Here is a 20,747-nt window from a genome sequence, read left to right as displayed (position 1 = left end):
TTTCTCCGCTCAGCGCATTCGGCATGATGGAATCCGGGTTCGATGCTTCGCATCGCCGGAATGACGAGCTATCCCGCCTTTCTCTGCCGCGCGGTCGACCGGTGCGTCTTTCGCGCGGCGCGTTGCCGCCCGGTCGTCCGCCGCGCGTGAGACTTCGCCGTCGTCTTCTTCCCGCCGCGCCCCTTCAGGCTCTGCTTGAGGGCGTCCATCAGGCTGACGACGTTGCTTGGCCGCTCCTCGGGCTCGGGCAGCTCGATCTTCTTGCCGCTGGCCTTGCGTTTGACCAGCGCCTTCAGCGCGGTCTCATAGTCGTCCTTGAATTTGCCGGGGTCGAAATGCGCGGCCTTGGTGTGGAGGATGTGGCCGGCGAGCTCGACCATGTCCTTGCTGATCTTCGGGCTCTTGATGTCGTCGAAGAACTGGTCCTCGTCGCGCAGCTCGTAAGGGAAGCGCAGCGTGGTGCCGAGCAGGCCCTTGCCGAGCGGTTCGATCGCGATCATGTGCTCGCGGTTGGTGAGCACGATCTTGGCGAGCGCCACGCGGTCCTGGTCCTTCATGGCGTCGCGGATCACCGCGAAGGCGTCGACCGCGGCCTTGCCGTCGGGCGCAATGTAATAGGGATGGTTGAGGTAGCGCTGGTCGATCTCCTCGCTCGGCACGAAGCTCTCGATGTCGATGGTGTGATTGCTCTCGATCTGGACCGCCTCGAGCTCCTCCGGCTCGATCTCGACATATTTGCCTTTGCGCAGTTCATAGCCGCGGCCCTTCTGGTCGCTCTCGACGACGTCGCCGGTCTCGGAATCGATCATCTGCTGCTTGAGCCGGTTGCCGGTTTCGCGATTGATCAGGTGAAACCGCGTCTTCTCGGCCGCCGTGGTCGCCGGGTAAAGCACGACCGGACAGCTGACCAGCGACAGCTTCAACGTTCCCTTCCAATAGGCGCGCGGGGCCATTCCATTCTCCAGCGTTTTCAAAGGCATTTTGGAACCCCAACCCTCCGACAGGGTTTTGGTTCCGGATGGGACTTTGGCCGTGTTAGGCTTGAATCCTCGGAAGAAAAGCGGGACTGCTCGTGCTGCAAAAACTCTCCACTTACCGACAGAAGCGCGACTTCGAGAAGACACCCGAGCCGTCGGGCAAGTCCGCAGTGGCGCCGTCGAAGCAGCGGCGCTTCGTCATCCAGAAGCACGATGCGTCACGGCTGCACTACGACCTCCGGCTTGAGTTCGACGGCGTGTTCAAGTCTTGGGCCGTGACGAAGGGGCCCTCGCTCGATCCCCACGACAAGCGCCTGGCGGTCGAGGTGGAGGACCACCCGCTCGACTATGGCGATTTCGAAGGCACGATTCCGGAAGGGCAATATGGCGGCGGCACGGTGATGCTGTGGGACCGCGGCACCTGGGAAGCGGACGATCCGGAAGCCGGCTTCAGGAAGGGCGATCTGAAGTTCACCCTGCATGGCGACAAGCTGCAGGGCAGCTGGGTCTTGGTGCGCATGCGCAACCGCGGTGGCGAGAAGCGCACCAGCTGGCTGCTGATCAAGCATCGCGACGAACATGCCCGCGAGGGCAACGACAACGACATTCTCGACGAGGACAAGTCGGTCGCCTCCGGTCGCGCGATGGAGCAGATCGCCGAAGGCAAGGGACGCGCGCCAAAGCCGTTCATGCTGGCGAAGGGCGCCAAAACTAAGGCTGACGCGGTCTGGCAGTCCAACCGTGCCGAGGAGACGAAGGGGCGAACGGTCAAGCCGGCTCCGCGTGCGGCGTTGAAGGCCGGCAAGAGCGCCAAGACCAAGTTCCCGAAGAGCAGGGCCGCAAAGAAAAAGGCCACCACAGCGACGAATGCGACGAAGGTCGCCAAGATGCCGGACTTCGTGGCGCCGCAACTCTGCACGCTGGTCGAGCGGCCGCCGGCTGGAGAGGGCTGGTGCCATGAGATCAAGTTCGACGGCTATCGCGTGCAGCTGCGGGTCGAGGACGGCGAAGCGACGTTGAAGACGCGCAAGGGTCTCGACTGGACCGGCAAGTTCGGCGCCATCGCCAAGGAGGCAGCCACGCTGCCGGACGTGATGATCGACGGCGAGATCGTTGCGCTCGACCACAATGGCGCGCCGAATTTCTCCTCGCTTCAGGCTGCGCTGTCCGATGGCAAGACAGAGGAGCTGATCTTCTTTGCCTTCGACCTGCTGTTCGCGGAAGGTGAGGATTACCGGCGGCTGCCGCTCGGCGAACGCAAGGCGCAGCTGAAGGAATTGCTGGAGGCGCGGAAGCGGAAATCGAGCCAGATCCGCTATGTCGAGCATTTCGAGAGCGGCGGCGATGCCGTGCTGCAATCGGCCTGCAAGCTCGAGCTCGAAGGCGTGGTGTCGAAGAAGCTGGATGCGCCCTATCGTTCGGGACGCACCGAGAGCTGGGTCAAGTCGAAATGTCGCGCCGGCCACGAAGTGGTGATCGGCGGCTACAAGACCACGAACGGCAAATTCCGCTCGCTGATGGCCGGCGTGCAGCGTGGCGATCATCTCGCTTTCGTCGGCATGGTCGGCACCGGCTTCGGCGCCGACAAGGTCAAGCGCATCATGCCGTCGTTGAAGGCGATGGCAGCCAAGGAAAGCCCCTTCGGCGGCAAGAATGCCCCGAAGAAGAGCCGGGAGGTGCATTGGCTGAAGCCCGAGCTCGTCGCCGAGATCGAGTTCGCCGGCTTCACCGCCGACGGCAATATCCGCCAGGCCGCGTTCAAGGGGCTGCGGCAGGACAAGCCGGCCGAGGAGGTGGAGGCGGAGAAGCCCGTCGACACCGAGCTCGCCGCGCCCACAGCCGGCAGGCGCGTGGCGAAGACGGCCAAGCGGTCGAGAGATGCCGGCACCGCCGAGGTGATGGGCGTCGTCATCTCCAAGCCGGACAAGGAGCTGTGGCCGGACGATGGTGACGGCGAGGGCGTGACGAAGCTTGATCTCGCCCGCTATTTCGAGGCGGTCGGCGCCTGGATGATCGAACATCTGAAGGGGCGCCCATGCTCGATCGTGCGAGCACCCGACGGCATCGGTGGTGAGACATTCTTTCAGCGTCATGCCATGCAGGGCAGCTCGAACCTGCTCGAACTGGCCAAGGTGTCTGGCGATCGTAAACCGTATTTGCAGATCGACCGCGTCGAAGGGCTTGCCGCCGTCGCGCAGATCGGCGGCGTCGAGTTGCATCCCTGGAATTGCGCGCCAAACGCCTATGATACGCCGGGCCGGCTGGTGTTCGACCTCGATCCGGCGCCGGATGTCGCCTTCGTCGATGTCGTGGAGGCGGCCAAGGACATGCGCCAGCGGCTGGCCGACGTCGGCATGGAGAGCTTCTGCAAGACCACGGGCGGCAAGGGCCTGCATGTGGTGGTGCCGCTGCTTCACGGCGCGCGCGACAAGGTGAGCTGGAAGGAAGCCAAGGCGTTCGCGCAGGGCGTCTGCCAGTGGATGGCTGACGACGATCCCGAGCGCTATCTGCTCAACATGTCCAAGAAACTTCGCAAGGGGAAGATCTTCCTCGACTATCTCCGCAACGACCGGATGTCGACGGCGGTGGCGCCGTTGTCGCCGCGGGCCCGCGCTGGAGCGACGGTCTCGATGCCTGTCACCTGGGCTCAGGTGAAGAGCGATCTCGACCCGAAGCGCTATACGGTGCGTAGCGTGCCGGGCCTGCTCGGGCGATCGAAAGCGTGGAAGGATTATGATGATGCGGCGACGTCGATCAAGGCCGCGATCAAGAAGCTTGCGGCGAAAGCGAAATAGGGTGGGTCAGCCCGGCGACGACGCGAAGCACCGTCGCTGAGCGTAACCCACCACTTCCGCCTCCGTGGAAACCAAAGAGGTGGGTTATGCCTTGCGGCCAACCCACCCTACGACATCGTGGATGCCGCTAGATCCGTCCGAGCAGCAGCAGGATCAGCAGGATGACGATGACGAGCCCGAGGCCGCCGCCGCCGTAATAGCCGGTGCCGTAGAACGGGCCGCCGCCGATGCCGCTGAAGCCGCCGAGCAAGGCGATGACGAGAATGATCAGAATGATCGTACCGATAGACATGCAAAAATCCTCCAGCCCATTGTAGAAAGGGCGTTGCACCCTGTCCCTTTGTGCGGGGGCAACTTGCCGCAGGTTTTAAAGTTCCCGCGATGAAACACGGCGGGAGGATCAACTTGCATGGAACCTTTGTGGCCGTACTTGGCATGACTATGTTGAGATCAATCGTCATTTGGACAGGGCCATGTCAGCACCGCTTGTCGTTTCAATCCCGCATCGCCTCGGCCGCGAGGAGGCCGTGCGCCGGCTCAAGACCGGCCTCGGCCGCGCGGCCGCCAGCATTCCCGTGATGCAGGTGGAGGAGGAGCGCTGGAGCGGCGACAGCATGGCCTTTCGCATTCGCGCGATGGGGCAGGTCGCAACGGGGAAGGTCGATGTCGGCGACGATCAGGTTCGGGTCGAGGTGGTGCTGCCCTGGCTGCTGCAGCGCTTCGCCGAGATGGCGCAGGCCACGATCAAGAAGCGCGGGCAGTTGCTGCTGACCAAGGACGGCGGAAAGTAATTCAGGCGCGTGCGCGCGGTCGCGCCGGCCTGACGGCGTTTGCCGTGCGGGCTTCGATGACGAACGCGGGAAAATCGCGGAAGGCCTGCGCGAGCGGCAGTTCGTTACCTGCAAAGCCCGCCGCCGCATAGCCCGTAATATCGATGGTTGCGTCGAATCCGTCGGGCGCGGGCCATTCCCGGCCCGCTTGCGTGAATGGCGCGAAGTGACGCCCGACCACGACGATCGCCGCGCTGCGGCCGTGGCGGCGGGCGAAGGCAATGACGTGGTCGGCATGTGTGCCGTGCACCGCCAGCGGCTGGTAGTGGCCCTGCGCGAAGACGTCGGCGAGCTCATTGCGCAGCCGTAGGAGACGCCGTGTCCAGGCCAGCTTGATCAGGCCGTCCGGCCAGCTCTTCTTAAGACCGCCCCAGTCCGGATCGTCCAGCGACCCCAGCGCCGCATGCCGCGCGCCAAAATCGACCGGGCGGCGGTTGTCGGGATCGACCAATGAGAGGTCCCAGAACTCGGTGCCCTGATAGAAGTCGGGCACGCCGGGCAGCGTCGCCTTGAGGGTGAGCTGGCTCAACGCGTTGAACGCGCCCAGCAGCGCCACGCGCCGGGCCAGCGTCTGCAGCGCCTCCAGGAATTCGCCTGACAGCGTGGGATCGAGGATCTTGTCGATGAAGCTCTTGATGCCGTTCTCATAGGCTTCATGCGGGTTGAGCCAGCTCGTCTCCTCCTTGCCTTCGCGCGCGGCCTTCAGCGCGTAGGCCTGGATGCGCTCGACGAAACCGGAATCGATCGGCCCCTGCAGCGGCCAGGCCCCGAGCAGCGTCTGGTAGAGCATGTATTCGAACGTCGCCGACGGCGCGCGGAAATTGCCCTGGAGCGTGAGATGCGGCGCGTTCGACACCTTCCAGCGCGAAACCGCGCTGGTCCATTCGCCGGGAATTTCGCTTAAGCCCGCGATGCGCGCCCGGGCATCCTCGCCGCGTTTGGTGTCATGCGTGGCGGTTGCCGTCATTCCCAGCGGCCATTCCCTGGCGCGGGCCTGCATGGCCTCGTGGAAAGCTGGAATGTTGAGGCCGTTGCTGGCGGGATCGCCGCCGACCTCGTTCAGGGCGAGCAGCCGGTGGAATTGATAGAACGCGGTGTCCTCCAGCGATTTCGCCATCATAGGCCCGGTGAATTGCTGCACCTTCAGCGCGAAGCGGCGCACGCGCGGGGCGCTGTGCGGCGGGCGGCCGGGCTTGAGCAGATCCATGGTGAGGGCATCGCGCAGGAAATCGAAGATGCCTTCGTCCGCGGCGAACCATTCGGAGCGGGCGCGCGCGATGGTGTCGTCGATCAACTTGCGGTCGGGGGCCGTCGGGCCGCTGTTGGTCAAATAGGTGCGATACACCGGGAAATGCAGCACATAGAGTTCGAGTGCCTGCCGCAGGCTGTCCGCGGAGAAATCCCGTGTCGAATAGTGCCCGTTGGCGATGCGCGCGAGCAGACGCGTCAGCACGGTGAATTCGCTGGTGAGCAGCGTCTCCAGCACGCGCCGCTTGGCCTCCTTGACGTAAGGCGGAAGCTGTGGCGAACGGTTGCTGATCTGCCGCCAGGTCTCGTCCAGCGCCGCCAGGCCCTTGCTGTCGACCAGGACCTGGGTGATGACGTTCATCCATTCATAGCCGGTGGTGCCCTGAACGCCGGCGAAGTGCGGCAGGCGTTCGTGCTCGCACAGGATCTTTTCGATCACCGTGTAGAACGGCTTGGTGTTGCCTTGCGCATCGCGCACCAGGCGGCGCAGCCGCTGGCAATATTGCGCGGGATCGCGCAGGCCGTCGATGTGATCGAGCCGGATGCCCTGAAGCTTGCCGCCAGCGATGAGCTGCTTCACCAGCCGGTGCGTGGCGGCGAAAGTGGTCGCGTCCTCGACACGCAGGCCCGCAAGTCCGTTGACGTCGAAGAAGCGGCGGTAGTTGATATCGCTGGAGGCGAGCCGCCAGTGCCCGAGCTTGTAGTTCTGGCGTTCCAGCAGATGATGCAGCGCCAGGGTCTGCGCGGGACGATCCTTGGCGGCACGATAAGCAGCAAGGCCGCGTGCGATGATATCGGCGCCACCTGCGATCTCCCTGAGCTCGGTCTTGAAAGCGGGGGCTTCCTTGCGGTTGGGGCGGCGCAGTCCGGTGTAGCGCGCGGCGAGCGAGAGCAGGCGTTTGCCGGCCTCCGTTTCGGCGGCTTCCGCTTCCTTCACGGTCATGCGCAGGATCTCGCCATAGCGCTCCGGCGCGATCGGCAAGCGATGCTCGAAATACCAGGCGGAGAAGCTGCCCTGGTCCGGATCGTAGCGCAGCTCGATCTCGCCGCTCTCCAGTGCGTCGCCGTAGGACTTGCCGAGGATCGGCAGCAGCACGCCGCCGCGCGCGCGGTAAGGCAACAGGTCCCAGTCGATGTCGAAGGAGACCGCGTGCGGCGAGGCCTGGCCCCATTCGAGCACGTCGAGCCACCAGGGATTGTCGGCGAAATGCACGCCGACATGGTTCGGCACGAAGTCGATGACGAGGCCGATGTCGTGCGCCTCGAGTGCGTCGCTCAGGCGTGTGAAGCCGGCTTCGCCGCCGAGCTCCGGATTGAACTGGCTGTGATCGACGGTGTCGTAGCCATGGGTCGAGCCCTTGCGCGCCTTCATCACCGGCGAGGCGTAGAGATGCGTGATTCCCAGCGCCTTGAGGTAAGGCACGACGGCGGCGGCCTTGTCGAAGTCGAAATCCGCGGTGAGCTGCAGCCGGTAGGTCGCGAGCGGAATGGCAGGAGGCATGTTAACCTCCGAGATGCCAGATCACCGACCATGGCGCGAGCCGCTCGCCGCTCGCGTCGCCCCAGATGGGAGCGCCCGTCGCGCCGTCGGGACGCGCGATGTCCTTGTCCGATAGATTGGCGGTCAGGCGCAGCGCCGTGGCGTCACCCATCCGCCAATGAGCGGTGAGCAGGCCGTTGTCTGCCGCCTCGGCCTCGCCGAAACTTGCGCCCCTCAGCCGCGGCACGATCTCCTTGCGACGCAGCGCAAGCAGCTGTCGGACCAACGCGAGCCGGGCGTCCTGCAGCGGCGTGCGGCCGGTCCAGTCGAGCACGGCCGATTGCAGCGTTGCGGGATCGAGCGGGTCGGGCACCTCGTTGCCGTATTTTTCGTAGGCCCACGCATATTCCTGCTTGCGCCCCTTGCGGACGGCATCGGCGAGCCCGCCCTGGAAATCGCAGAAGAACGGGAAGGGCACCGTCGAGCCCCATTCCTCACCCTGAAACAGCATCGGCACCATCGGCGCGAGCAGGGTCACCGCGAGCGCGGCCTCGATTTGCTGCGGCGATGCCAGGCTTTCGAGTCGGTCGCCGAGCGGGCGGTTGCCGATCTGGTCGTGGTTTTGCAGGAAATTGACGAACGTCGCAGGTGGCAGCTGACTGCTCGGCTCGCCGCGCGGCTTCTTGCCCCAGAACTCCGAAACCTCGCCCTGATAGACGAAGCCCGAGGCAAGTGCGCGTGCGAGGTCCATGCGCGGCGTCTGGTAGTCGCCGTAATAGCCGGCATGCTCCCCGGTCAGCATCACATGCCAGGCATGGTGATAATCGTCGTTCCACTGCGCGCGATACTTGCCGTTCGGCGGCTCCTGCGCCGCGTCGAGCAAGCTAGCCCGGTTGTCGCCATTCTCTAGCACGAGATGGATGTGCCGACCCGTCGCCTTCGAGAGCTCGCCGACAGCGGCGCTGAGATCATGCAGCATCGATATCTCGCCGGGGATCACCATGATGTGATTGGCGGCATCCAGTCGCAACCCGTCGAAACGGTAATCGGTCAGCGAGGACAGCGCATTCTCGACCGCGAACGCGCGCACTTGCGGCACGCGATAATCGATCGCGCTGCCCCAGGGCGTGTGCGCATCGGTGAAGAAGGCCGGCGCATAGCGGCCGAGATAATTCCCCTCGGGGCCGAAATGATTGTAGACGACGTCGAGGAACACCATCAGCCCGCGCAGATGCGCCTCGTCGATCAGCGTCTTCAGGTCTTCCGGGCGGCCATAGGCGCTGTCGGGCGCATACCACAGCACGCCGTCATAGCCCCAGCCGCGGCGTCCCGCGAAATCGGCCAGCGGCATCAGCTCCAGCGCGGTGATGCCGGTTGCCGCGAGATGATCCAGCTTGTCGATCATGGCGTGGTAAGTGCCTTTCGACGTGAAGGTGCCGACATGGGTCTCGATCAGCACCGTCTCTTCCCAGGGCCGGCCGCGCCAATCGCGCGCGCGCCACGGAAAGGCGTCGTGATCGATCACCTCGCTCGGGCCGAATACATCGTCGGGCTGGAAAGCCGAGGCCGGATCCGGCACGTCGATGTCGTCGTCGATCCTGAACTTATAGGAGCTGCCGGCGGTGAGACCGGCAATCTCGGCCACGTACCAGCCATCCTGCCGGCGCTGCATCGCATGTCGTCGGTCGAGCAGAAGGTCGACACGGCGCGCGGCGGGCGCCCACAGGCGGAACGACACGCCGTCCTTCGTCGGCCTCGCCCCGAAGGACGGCCTCATAGCGCCCCCGCGAAGGCGAGCACGGAGCGCGGCGGCGCCTTGCTGTCGCTTCCGGGCGGGAAGTCGATCGTATTCAGCTTGGCATCCGTCGTGTTCAGGATCTGCTGCCAGCTCTTGTATTCGGTCATTTTGGGCAATTTGAATGCGATGTCTTCAGGGGCGGCGTTCAGTACGATAAAGATCGCGGCGCCACCCGGTTCCATCGGCCCCATCACGTAGGAGAGGAATCGTCCCTCCGGGAATTTCCAGTCGTTCTCTGTCATCTCGTCGCCGGCAGGCGTCAGCCACAATGCGCCGTAGGACACACCGTCCGCGGGGCGACCGTCGAGCCAGCGGTGACTGCGAAGCTGCGAAAACCGGCGGCGGATGTCGGCGAGATGGGCGACGAAATCGACCATGTCGCTCTCCTTGCCGAGATTATCCCAGCCGACCCAGCCGATCTCGTTGTCCTGGCAGTAGGCGTTGTTGTTGCCCGATTGCGAGTTGCCGACCTCGTCACCGGCGAGGATCAGCGGAACGCCCTGCGCCAGCATCAGGCAGGCCAGCACATTCTTGCGAAGCTGGCGGCGCAGGCCGAGGATCTGGGGATCGTCGGTCGGCCCCTCGACACCGCAATTGTTGCTGTGGTTGTCGTTGGAGCCGTCGCGATTCTCCTCGCCATTGGCCTCGTTGTGCTTCTCGTTGTAGCTGAAGAGGTCGGCAAGCGTGAAGCCGTCATGGACGGTGATGTGGTTGATGCTGGCGCGCGGCCGCCGTCCGTCGTGGTTGAACAAATCGGACGACGCCGTCATGCGGCTGGAGATGTCGCCGATCAGGCTGCCTTCGCCGCTCCAGTAGCGGCGCATGGCGCTGCGATAGCGATCATTCCATTCCGACCATTGCGAGGGGAAGGCGCCGACCTGGTAACCGCCGAGGCCGAGATCCCAGGGCTCGGCGACAAGCTTGACGGTCGCCAGCACCGGATCCTGCCGGATCGCGGTCAGGAAAGAGATGCCGCGGTCAAAGCCGTTCGGTCCGCGCGCCAGCGTGGTGGCGAGATCGAAGCGGAAGCCGTCGACATGGCAGACCTCGACCCAGTAGCGAAGTGAATCCATCACCATCTGCAGCACGCGGGGATGGGTGAGGTTGACCGAAGAGCCGCAGCCGGTGAAGTCGTCGTAATAGCGGAGATTCTCGCGGTTCAGCCAGTAATACGAAGCGTTGTCGATGCCGCGGTAGCACAGCGTCGGGCCGAGGTGATTGCCCTCGGCCGTGTGGTTGTAGACGACATCTAACATCACCTCGATGCCGGCATCGTGCAGCCGTGCCACCGTGGTGCGGAAGGAATCGAGCGCGTTGTCCTGGGCATAGCGCGGCTCGGGCGCGAAGAAGGACAGCGTGTTGTAGCCCCAGTAATTGGCGAGCTTCTTCTCCACCAGGATGCGGTCGTCGACGAAGCTGTGCACCGGCAGCAGCTCGACCGTGGTGACACCGAGCTTCTTCAGATGCTCGATCATCGCCGGCGAGGACAGGCCGCCATAGGTGCCGCGCAAATTCGGCGGCACGTCGTCGCGCTTCTGCGTCAGACCCTTGACGTGAGCCTCGTAGATGATCGTGTCTTCCCAGGGGATGTTGGGGCGGATCTCGCGGCGGCCCCAGTTGAAGGTCTCGTCGACCACGACGGCCTTGGGCATGCCACGCGCGTTGTCGCGCCGGTCGAAGGACAGGTCCTCGCGGGGCGAGCCGGTGCGGTAGGCAAAATGCGCATCGCTCCAGACCAGGCGTCCGGAGAGCCGCTTGGCATAGGGATCGAGCAGCAGCTTGTTGGCATTGAAGCGATGGCCGTGCTCGGGCTCGTAGGGACCGTGCACGCGATAGCCGTAGAGCTGGCCCGGCGAGACGTCATTGAGATAGCCGTGCCAGACATCTTCGGTCTTCTCGGGCAGCTCGATGCGCTCGAGCTCGCGGCGGCCTTGCGTGTCGAACAGGCAGAGCTCGACCTTCTGTGCGTTGGCGGAGAACAGCGCGAAATTGGTGCCGCGTCCGTCCCAGCTTGCGCCGAGGCGTGCGGGCGATCCAGCAGTCAGGCGCATGTGTCAGCTTTCCGGAACGAGGAAGATCGCGGCGAGCGGCGGAATGGTGAGGCGAAGCTCGCCGCCCTCGGCATGGACCTCGCCGATATTGCCGACATTGCTGCCGCCATAATGGGCGGAATCCGAGTTGAGCACTTCCTTCCATTTGCCGCCGAAGGGCACGCGAACGCGGTAGTTCTGATAGACGTTTGGCGAGAAGTTGACGATGACGAGGCACCGCGCGTGCTCGTCGAATCCCTTGCGCAGCCAGGCGAACACGTTGCGGCTGGCGTCGTCCGTGATCAGCCATTCGAAGCCGGCGGGGTCGCAGTCCATCTGGTGCAGCGCCGGCACAGCGCGGTAGAGCCGGTTGAGGTCCCGGATCAGTGCCTGGGTGCCGGAATGGTACTTGTATTCGAGCAGGTGCCAGTCGAGCGACTGGTCGTGATTCCATTCGCGGCTCTGCGCGATTTCCGCGCCCATGAACAGCAGCTTCTTGCCGGGATGGCCGAACATGAAGCTGTAATAGGCGCGTAGATTCGCAAAACGCTGCCACTCGTCGCCGGGCATGCGGCCGAGGATCGAACGTTTGCCGTGCACGACCTCGTCATGAGACAGCGGCAGGATGAAGTTTTCCGAGAACGCGTAGTGCAGGCCGAACAGGATCTCGTCGTGATGGTATTTGCGGTGGATCGGATCCTTGCTGATGTAGTTCAGCGTGTCGTGCATCCAGCCCATGTTCCACTTGTAGCCGAAGCCGAGCCCGCCGAATTCCACCGGCCGCGACACCTGCGGCCAGGCGGTGGATTCTTCGGCAGCCGTGGTCGCCTGCGGAAAGCGGGCGAAGACCTCGGTGTTGAAGCGGCGCAGGAAGTTGATCGCCTCGATGTTTTCGCGGCCGCCATACTGGTTCGGGATCCACGCGCCGGGTGGCCGGCTATAGTCGAGATAGAGCATGGACGCGACGGCATCGACGCGCAGGCCGTCGATCGCGTAACGCTCCATCCAGAACAGCGCGTTCGACACCAGGAAGTTCGTCACTTCGGTGCGGCCGTAATTGTAGATCAGCGTGCCCCAGTCGAGGTGGCGGCCCTGCAGCGGGTTGGCGTGCTCGTACAGCGCGGTGCCGTCGAAACTTCCGAGCCCGTGCGGATCGTCGGGGAAGTGACCCGGCACCCAGTCGAGCAGCACGCCGACGCCCTCGCGGTGACAGGCATCGACGAGGGCGGCGAAATCCTCAGGACTTCCGAAGCGGCTGGTCGGCGCGTAGAGGCCGGTCGGCTGATAGCCCCACGAGCCGTCGAACGGATGCTCGCTGACGGGCAGGAATTCCAGATGGGTGAAGCCCATGTCGCGGGCGTAGGCCGGCAGCTGCTCGGCCAGCTCGCGATAGGTCAGCCATTCATCGCCGTTCTTGCGGCGCCATGAGCCGAGATGAACCTCGTAGATCGACATCGGCGCCGACAGCGCGTTGATGCCGTCAGGTGACGGGCGCGGCCGCGGCAGATGCGCCTCGTCGAACACGATCGAAGCCGTCTTCGGACGGACTTCGCTCGCAAACGCCATCGGATCGGACTTCAGCGGCAACAGATGGCCATGCGGTCCGATGATCTCGAACTTGTAGTGATCGCCGGCCTTGGCGTGCGGGATGAACAATTCCCAATAGCCGGCGCCGCGCACCCGCATGGGATGGCGCCGTCCGTCCCAGAAATTGAAATCGCCGACCACGGATACGCGCCGTGCATTCGGCGCCAGCACCACGAAGCCGATGCCGTCGACGCCTTCATGACGCATCGGATGGGCGCCGAGCTTGTCGTAAAGGCGCTGGTGGGTGCCCTCGCCGAGCAAATAGAGGTCGAAATCGGTCAGGATAGGCGGAAAGCGATAGGCATCCTCGAACTCGACGACGTTGCCGCCGAATTTTGCGCGCAGCTGATAGTGCTTCGAGCCGTTGGGCAGCGCACCGATGAACAGTCCGGCATCGTGCACGCGGTCGAGCGAGGCGACCTCGCCATGTTCGCCGACCGCCTCGACGTTGGAGGCCTCGGGCAGAAACGCGCGCACCACGCTTCTGCTGCCCTCAGGGTGCAGCCCGAGATAGTGGAAGGGGTCGGAGTGGCGGCCCTCGATGATCGCATAGGCCTCGGCAGGCAGTTTAGGCATGGGCTTCGCTCTCATTGGACAGAATGCGAAGCAGTCCGGTCAGCGGCGCATGGAGCCCCTCAGGCCGGTGGGACAGCTCGTACTCTACTTCATTGAAGGCCTGATCAAGCAGGAAAAATCTTATCAGGCCTTCCGCGGACTGCCGGTCCTCCGGCCATAGCCGGCGATCGGTCATGGCTTCGCGATAGGCGGACAGGAAGGTTGCAGCGGCTCGCTCGCGCCATTCGTCGAGCGCGGCCGCAAGCCGGCCCTGCTCGTCGGAAGCCCCCGTCAGCGCGCGGCCCAGCGCCGCGTTGACCGAAGCATCGATCGAGCGGATCAGGCCGGCGACGTCGCGCGCGGCAGGCAGCTTGCGCCGCTTGTCGGCCAGCGGCTGGCGCGGATCGCCGTCGAAGTCGATGATGAAGATATCGTCCTTCACGATCAGAGTTTGCCCGAGGCGGAAGTCGCCATGATGACGGATGTTCAACCCGCCGATCCCCGAAGGCAATAGCGCATTCAGGGTATCGGACAGGCTCGCCCGCATCGCGGTGAGGCGGTCGATCAGGGGGCGGTCCGCCTCCCGCAGGCCGTCGCGGCTATCGGCCAGCCGATCCAGAACCCGCTGGGCCCGCGCTTTGAGGTCGGACACCCAGGCCTTGACCTGGGCAGTCTCGATCGGCATCGGGGCGAGATCGTCGGACTTGGCTGCGGCGAGAGCGAGGTGCAGCTCGGCGAGCCTGCGGCCGATCTGCGCGATGAAATGCAGATAGGGCGCCTGCTCCTGGGTCTCGCGCGGCATTTCATCGGCCGACAACACGCGCTGCTCGTCGATATAGCGATCGAGATAGCCCGTGGTCACGGTCCAGCCGTCGCCCTGGTTCTCGACATAGGCATGCAGCACGCCGAGCGCGCTGCGCTGTCCGCCCTCGACCAGCTCGACGCTGCCGAGCAGCGCCGGCGTGTTGGCGAAGCGCGCGACCTCGGTGAGATAATGGCCGATCTCGATCTCGGGGCTGACGCCGCTTTCGAGCCGGCGGTAGATCTTGGCGACGTATTGATTGTCGACCAGCGCGGTGCTGTTCGATTGCTCGATGGCGCGGATACGTTCGGGCTCCTTGACGGTATAGTCGGAGAACTTGCTGGTCGCCTTGAATTCCAGCCGCAGATTGTTCTCGTCCACGACCAGGTGTTGCGACAGACCTCGCAAGAACAGGCCGATGAATATCGGATCGGTGGCAACGTCAAGCAGAGTGCCCTCGCGCGCGCCCTGGCGGACGGCGGCGAGCGCCTTTGGGTTGAAGCGTTCGCGGTCGAAGCGCACCCACTCGATCTGCATGGGCAGCACGTATCGCGTAGTAACGTCGTCCCGCGCTGTCTCGAAGAACGCAATCCACGGCCTGTTGTCACCGATGTCGCTGAAAGGTACCGCCGACGTCAGCGTGGTCCTGATCTGCTTGGGATTGTGCTCGGGATACCAGCGGGTCCGCGACAGGAATCCCGGCAGCACGTCGCGCTCGAAGACGCCGCGCTCGCGGGCCAGTGACACCCAGTTGGAATTCACCGGCACCACCAGCGTCTCGAATTCCGGCACCGCGCGCGGCGTCACCGGCTCGGACTTGTCGCGCTCCTGAAGTTGGAACCAGTAGAAGCCGTAGGGCCCCAGCGTGATCATGTAGGGCAGTTCGCCGATCGCGGGGAATCGCGTGCGGCCGAGCATCTCCTGCGGGATACGGTCTTTCCACGGCGACAAATCGAGCTCGGTGGCCTGCGCGGCGCGCGACAGATTGGCGACGCACAGGATCACCTCGTCGCGATACTGCCGGACATAGGCCAGCACGGCGCGGTTGGCCGGGCGGATGAAGGTCATGGTGCCGCGGCCGAAGGCGAGCGTCGACTTGCGCACCGAGATCAGGCGCTTGGTGGCGCTGAGCAGCGACGACAGGCTGCGCGACTGCGCCTCCACGTTGACCGATTCGTAGCCGTAGACCGGATCCATGATCAGCGGCGCGTAGAGGCGGGCGGGGTCGCAGCGCGAGAAGCCGCCGTTGCGGTCCGGGCTCCACTGCATCGGCGTGCGCACGCCGTTGCGGTCGCCGAGATAGATGTTGTCGCCCATCCCGATCTCGTCGCCGTAATAGATGATCGGCGTTCCGGGGAAGGACAGCAGCAGCGAGTTCATCAGCTCGATCTTGCGCCGGTCGTTGTCCATGAGCGGCGCGAGGCGCCGGCGGATGCCGACATTGATGCGGGCGCGGGGATCGTTGGCGTAGGTGGTCCAGAGATAGTCGCGCTCGACGTCGGTGACCATCTCGAGCGTCAGCTCGTCATGATTGCGCAGGAACAGCGCCCATTGGCAGCTCGCCGGAATGTCCGGCGTCTGTCGCAGGATGTCGGTGATCGGAAAACGGTCCTCCTGCGCGATCGCCATGTAGATGCGCGGCATCAGCGGGAAGTGATAGGCCATGTGGCACTCGTCGCCACGGCCGAAATATTCCTGCACGTCTTCCGGCCATTGATTGGCCTCGGCGAGCAGCAACTTGCCCTTGGAGTATGAATCGAGCTCCTGGCGCAGGCGTTTGATGATCGCATGCGTCTCGGGAAGGTTCTCGTTGTTGGTGCCGTCGCGCTCGCAGAGATAGGGGATGGCGTCCAACCGGAAGCCGTCGACGCCGGCATCCAGCCAGCGCTTCATCACCTGGATCAGTGCGCTGACCACGCGCGGATTGTCGAAATTGAGGTCCGGCTGGTGCGAGAAGAAGCGGTGCCAGTAGAACGCGCCGGCCTCGTGATCCCAGGTCCAGTTCGACTTTTCCGTGTCGGTGAAGATGATGCGCGTGCCCTGGTACTTCTGGTCGGTGTCGCTCCAGACATACCAGTTACGGGCGCTCGAACCGGGATGGCTGCGGCGCGCGCGCTTGAACCATTTGTGCTGGTCCGAGGTGTGATTGACGACGAGCTCGGTGATGACGCGCAAGCCCCGCTTCTGCGCTTCCTGGATGAAGCGCTTGAAGTCCTTCATCGTCCCGAAATCGGGATTGACCGAACCGTAATCGGCGATGTCGTAGCCGTCGTCGCGACCGGGCGAGGGATAGAACGGCAACAGCCACAGCGCGGTGACGCCGAGCTCCTGCAGATAGGGCAGCTTCTCGGTCAACCCGGCAAAGTCGCCGATGCCGTCATTGTTGCTGTCGGCGAAGGCCTTGACGTGGAGCTGATAGATGATGGCGTCCTTGTACCACAGCTCGTCCACGATCTCGGCAGCCTCAGCCTTCTTGGTGTCGACGGAAGATAGAACGTTCATGGCGTGCCCCTTTACGCCAGGCAGCGGAACAGATGCGCCGGATCGCGGTCGGGATCGATACGCAACCTGATCCCGCCCCATTCGATGCGGGACTGTTCGCCGGTGAGGAGGTTTTCGAGTGTCGTCACATGGTGACGCTGCCCGCCGGCGTCAACGGTGACGTCGCCGAGCGGCAGCCAGCATTCGCGCACGTGGCCGGAAAGTGCGATCACGATGACGACAATGTTGGCGGGTTCAGCCGCCTCCTTGACAAAGGCGATGGTCTCGCCGTCTTCGACGTCCAGAAAACGCAAATTCGCCGTTTGCTGGAGCGCGGCGTTGTCGTTGCGGATGCGGTTGAGTGCTGCAATATAGGCCTTGATGTTGCCGGGCTGGTCCCAGTCGCGCTGCTTGATCTGATACTTCTCGGAATCCAGATATTCCTCGCGGCCGGGGATCGCCTCGTGCTCCAGCAGCTCGAACCCGCTGTAAACGCCGTAGCTGCCCGACAACGTCGCCGCCAGCGCAACACGCGACTTGAACGCCCAGGCTTCGCCGCCCTGGAGATGATAGGGCAGCAGATCGGGCGTGTTGACGAACAGGTTCGGACGATAGAAGTCGCGCTCGGGATAGCGCGTCAGCTCGCCGAGATATTGCTCCAGCTCCCAGCGCGAGGTGCGCCAGGGGAAATAGGTGAAGGACTGCGCAAAGCCGAGCTTGGCGAGGCCCTTCATCAGCTTCGGCCGCGCAAACGTCTTGGAGAACAGGATCACCTCGGGATGTCGGCGGCGGATGTCGCGGATCAGCCAGTCCCAGAATGCCAGCGGCGCGGTGTCGTGGTTGTCGATGGCGAAGATGGTGACACCATGGTCGATCCAGAACAGCATGGCGTCGCGAAAGGCGTTCCACAGGCCGATGCGGTCGACCGAGGCGAAATCGGGAATCACGATGTCGGAATAGCGGCCGTCCGCGGTCCGCACCGAGCGGTCGGGCCGCCATTTGAACCATTCCGGATGCTCCGTCAGCCAGGGATGGTCCGGTGAGCATTGCACGGCGAAGTCCAGTGCAAGCTCGAGACCATATTCGAGGCACGTCGCGACCAGCGCGCGAAAATCCTCGATGGTGCCGAGCTCCGGATGCAGTGCATCGTGGCCGCCCTCGGCGGCGCCGATCGCGTAGGGCGAGCCGGGTCCGCCGTCGCTCGCCACCGGCGCATTGTTGCGGCCTTTGCGGCGGCTGTGGCCGATCGGGTGGATCGGCGTGAAATAGAGCACGTCAAAACCCATCGCCGCGATATCAGGGACGCGCGCGATGCAGTCGCGCAGCGTGCCGTGCTGGCCTGGGATCCGGCTTTGGCTGCGTGGCATCATCTGATACCAGGCGCCAAATCGCGCTCTGTCGCGGTCAATGGTCAGTGGGAAGGACTGTGAGCGGGTCAAATCAGGCCGGGACTGGCTCTCGGCCATGGCATCGCCGAGCTCGCTCGCCAGCAGCGAGGTGACATCGCCGGTCTGCAGATAATCCTCGCATTGTCTGACGATGACGGCCGCGGCGGCCTGCGGCGCGCCATGCGTCTTGGTCAGGAGGCCGGCACCTTCGAGCGCATCGAGGCTGACATCGGCCCCGGTTCGCTGCTTGCGCGCGACGGCGTGGGACCAGGTGGCGAACTCGTCGGTCCAGGCCTCGATCGCATAGGCATATTGGCCGGGCTCCGTCGGCGTGAAAGCGCCGGACCAGCGGTCATTGCTGTGATGGATCATCGGCTCGCGCCGCCAATCCCGGTCCTGCTCGGGGCGCCAGAGCAGCGCGGCCCCGACCACGGCCTCGCCATCGCGATAGACATCAGCCCATACCTCGACCCGCTCGCCCGCGATCCGCTTCACGGCGAAGCGGCCGCCATCGATCGCGGGATAGACGTCTTCGATGAGGAAAGCGCTGCCGGCTGCGGCACTTTCGACAGTTTGAATTGTCTTGTTCACGGTGATGCCATTGACAAGAAAGCAGGGGCCCGTTTCCCTTGTCGGGAACCTACGCTTGGTACCTATATAGAAAGCCGCTTGTGTGTCATTAGTTCCGCCTGGGAACGGCAGGCATGGTTTTGAGTTGAGCCAGACTAACGTCTTCCGCTGCCTCGTTAAAATCGATGCCCCCGGCCCAAGGGTGGCCTGCAAGCTGCGTGCCGAATGGATCTTTTAGCTCAAGCCCGCATCAAGGGCGTTCAATCCGAATTCGTTGACGCCCTCGGAAAGCTGCGGGTCACTGACCCCGTGGCCCTGAGGTCCATCCTCGACGCCCTGCCGGAGAAGCGGGTTTACCGCTTCGTGAGCGGGCCGGTCGTGATTCGCGCGCTCGGACATCCGCGCACGGAATTGGCGGCGATCGGCGCGCCGCCGCTGCAATGGACGTTGACCGCAAACAGCAAATCGATCGCCCAGGGGAAGACCCGCGAGCCTGTGATCGCCTGGCCTGCCGACCTGCCGCTCGGTTATCACCGGTTGACGCTGACTGATGCGGAAGGCGTGACGGAAGAGGTGCCGATGATCGTGGCGCCGGAGCGGGCCTTCGGCGGCGATTTCGACCGCGGCTGGCTGCTCGCCGTGCAGCTCTACAGCGTCCGTTCCAACCGCAACTGGGGCATCGGCGATTTCACTGACCTCGCCGATCTGGTCAGGCTCGCCAAGCAGCTCGGGGCCGACGGCGTCGGGCTCAATCCGCTGCACGTTCTGTTCGACGACCACCCCTCGGATTGCAGCCCCTATTCGCCGAACAGCCGGCTGTTCCTCAATCCGCTCTATATCGACGTCGAGGCCATTCCCGAATTCTCGGCGGATCTCGTGCCCGACGCAGCCGCGACCGCCGCCCGTCTGCGCGAAGGCGATCGCGTTCCTTATGCCGACATGGCCGCGCTGAAATGGCTGGCCTTGCGCGCCGCCTTCAACAGCTTTGTGACAAGCGCGAGCCAAGCGCGCCGCAAGGAATTTGACGCCTTCCGCGCCGCGCGTGCGCCGCTGCTGTCGCGCTTTGCCTGCTTCGAGGTGCTGCGCCACCGCTTCAACGCGCCTTGGTGGGAATGGCCGGCGGAATGGCAGCAGCCGGACGAGGCGAAATGCGCCGGGCTGCGCAACGGAGCCGACAAGCGCGAGGTCGAATTCGTGGAGTTCGTGCAATGGACGGCGGATAGCCAGCTGCATGCCGCCAAGCAGCTCGCCAGCCAGCTCGGCATGCGGGTCGGGCTCTATCTCGATGTCGCCGTCGGGGTGCAGTCCAACGGCTTCGACGCCTGGAACGAGCAGATGGCGATCTCGCGCCATCTCGCCGTCGGCGCGCCGCCCGACGTGCTCAACACCGTCGGCCAGGATTGGGGCCTTGCCGGCTTCAACGCCGGCGGCCTGGAAGCGCAATCTTTCGTGCCGTTCGCCGACATGCTGGCGGCCTCGATGCGCCATGCCGGCGCCATCAGGCTCGACCACGTGCTCGGGCTGAAGCGGCTTTATCTCGTGCCGCGCGGCTTCAAGCCCGATAACGGCGCCTATGTGCAGATGCCGTTCGAGGCGCTGCTTGGCGCCGTGGCGCGCGAGAGCGCGGCCCACAAATGCATCGTGATCGGCGAGGACCTCGGCACCGTGCCCGAAGGTTTTCGCGAGATGATGCAGGATTTCGGCATCTGGTCGTATCTCGTCATGATGTTCGAGCGTGACGATGCCGGTCATTTCCGCCCCGTCGACCACTACAGGCCCAATGCGCTGGTCACGCTGAACACGCATGACCTGTCGACCTATGCCGGCTGGCGCTCCTTTGGCGATCTCAAGATGAAGCGTTCGCTCGGGCTCGATCCCGGCGAGAACGACCAGGCGCGCTGGGATGCGCTCGGCGCGCTCGACGAGATCCTGCGCCAGAACGGGATCAAGGCCAACGACCTCTATTCGGTGCTCGCCTTCCTGTCGCGCACGCCGTCGCGGCTGCTCGCGGTGTCGATGGAGGATTTGCTCGGCGTCATCGACCAGCCCAATATTCCCGGCACGATCGACGAGCACCCGAACTGGCGCCAGCGTCTTCCCGTCGCGCTCGACAAGATCGCCTCCAAGGTCGACCTCACGGCCTTGCGAGCGGCAACCCGGGAACGTTCATTGAACGGCGGAAGTTGATCGGAAGGGGGCTTCTCAG

Annotated in this window: 11 protein-coding genes; 3 read left to right on the top strand and 8 right to left on the bottom strand. The window is 64.4% G+C overall.

Annotated elements, in window-relative coordinates; all coding sequences use genetic code 11:
* Positions 1-68: 68 nt before the first annotated feature.
* The gene (locus ML401_RS28905) at positions 69-953 is read right to left on the bottom strand and encodes a Ku protein (RefSeq protein ID WP_212067248.1); all 885 of its coding nucleotides are present in this window, start codon (positions 951-953) and stop codon (positions 69-71) included.
* 119 nt (positions 954-1,072) lie between these two features.
* Between ML401_RS28905 and ligD the strand changes: the two genes are divergently transcribed.
* Positions 1,073-3,772: a DNA ligase D gene (gene ligD / locus ML401_RS28900; protein WP_285807722.1), complete on the top strand. Its 2,700-nt coding sequence runs from the start codon at positions 1,073-1,075 to the stop codon at positions 3,770-3,772.
* 127 nt (positions 3,773-3,899) lie between these two features.
* Here the strand turns inward: ligD and ML401_RS28895 are convergent, their stop codons facing one another.
* Positions 3,900-4,064, bottom strand: coding sequence for a DUF3309 family protein (locus tag ML401_RS28895; RefSeq protein ID WP_007595743.1), 165 nt, complete (start codon positions 4,062-4,064; stop codon positions 3,900-3,902).
* A gap of 181 nt (positions 4,065-4,245) precedes the next feature.
* On the opposite strand from ML401_RS28895, the gene ML401_RS28890 reads away from it, so the two are divergent.
* A complete protein-coding gene (locus ML401_RS28890; RefSeq protein ID WP_194404086.1) occupies positions 4,246-4,563 on the top strand; it encodes a polyhydroxyalkanoic acid system family protein in 318 nt (105 codons plus the stop codon).
* A gap of 1 nt (position 4,564) precedes the next feature.
* Here ML401_RS28890 and treY read toward each other — a convergent pair whose 3' ends face one another.
* From treY to ML401_RS28860, 6 genes are read right to left on the bottom strand one after another with little or no spacing between them, the layout of a single operon-like run.
* Positions 4,565-7,351 (bottom strand): malto-oligosyltrehalose synthase, encoded by a 2,787-nt coding sequence (treY, locus tag ML401_RS28885; RefSeq protein ID WP_285807721.1) that lies wholly within the window; start codon positions 7,349-7,351, stop codon positions 4,565-4,567.
* Position 7,352: 1 nt separating this feature from the next.
* Positions 7,353-9,107: a malto-oligosyltrehalose trehalohydrolase gene (treZ, locus tag ML401_RS28880; RefSeq protein WP_285807720.1), complete on the bottom strand. Its 1,755-nt coding sequence runs from the start codon at positions 9,105-9,107 to the stop codon at positions 7,353-7,355.
* Positions 9,104-11,179, bottom strand: a complete 2,076-nt coding sequence (gene glgX, locus ML401_RS28875; protein ID WP_285807719.1) for a glycogen debranching protein GlgX — start codon at positions 11,177-11,179, stop codon at positions 9,104-9,106. Before glgX ends, treZ begins: the two co-directional genes overlap by 4 nt.
* 3 nt (positions 11,180-11,182) lie before the next feature.
* Positions 11,183-13,321 (bottom strand): 1,4-alpha-glucan branching protein GlgB, encoded by a 2,139-nt coding sequence (glgB, locus tag ML401_RS28870; RefSeq protein ID WP_259216871.1) that lies wholly within the window; start codon positions 13,319-13,321, stop codon positions 11,183-11,185.
* On the bottom strand, positions 13,314-16,604 hold the full coding sequence (treS, locus tag ML401_RS28865) for a maltose alpha-D-glucosyltransferase (protein ID WP_285807718.1): 3,291 nt from the start codon (positions 16,602-16,604) through the stop codon (positions 13,314-13,316). Before treS ends, glgB begins: the two co-directional genes overlap by 8 nt.
* 11 nt (positions 16,605-16,615) lie before the next feature.
* The gene (locus tag ML401_RS28860) at positions 16,616-18,562 is read right to left on the bottom strand and encodes a maltotransferase domain-containing protein (protein WP_285807717.1); all 1,947 of its coding nucleotides are present in this window, start codon (positions 18,560-18,562) and stop codon (positions 16,616-16,618) included.
* A gap of 204 nt (positions 18,563-18,766) precedes the next feature.
* On the opposite strand from ML401_RS28860, the gene malQ reads away from it, so the two are divergent.
* A complete protein-coding gene (gene malQ, locus ML401_RS28855; RefSeq protein ID WP_285807716.1) occupies positions 18,767-20,728 on the top strand; it encodes a 4-alpha-glucanotransferase in 1,962 nt (653 codons plus the stop codon).
* Positions 20,729-20,747 lie beyond the last annotated feature (19 nt).

The organism is Bradyrhizobium sp. 62B (assembly GCF_030272265.2).
Taxonomy (GTDB): Bacteria; Pseudomonadota; Alphaproteobacteria; order Rhizobiales; family Xanthobacteraceae; genus Bradyrhizobium.
This window is presented reverse-complemented; position numbering and strand designations above follow the sequence as displayed.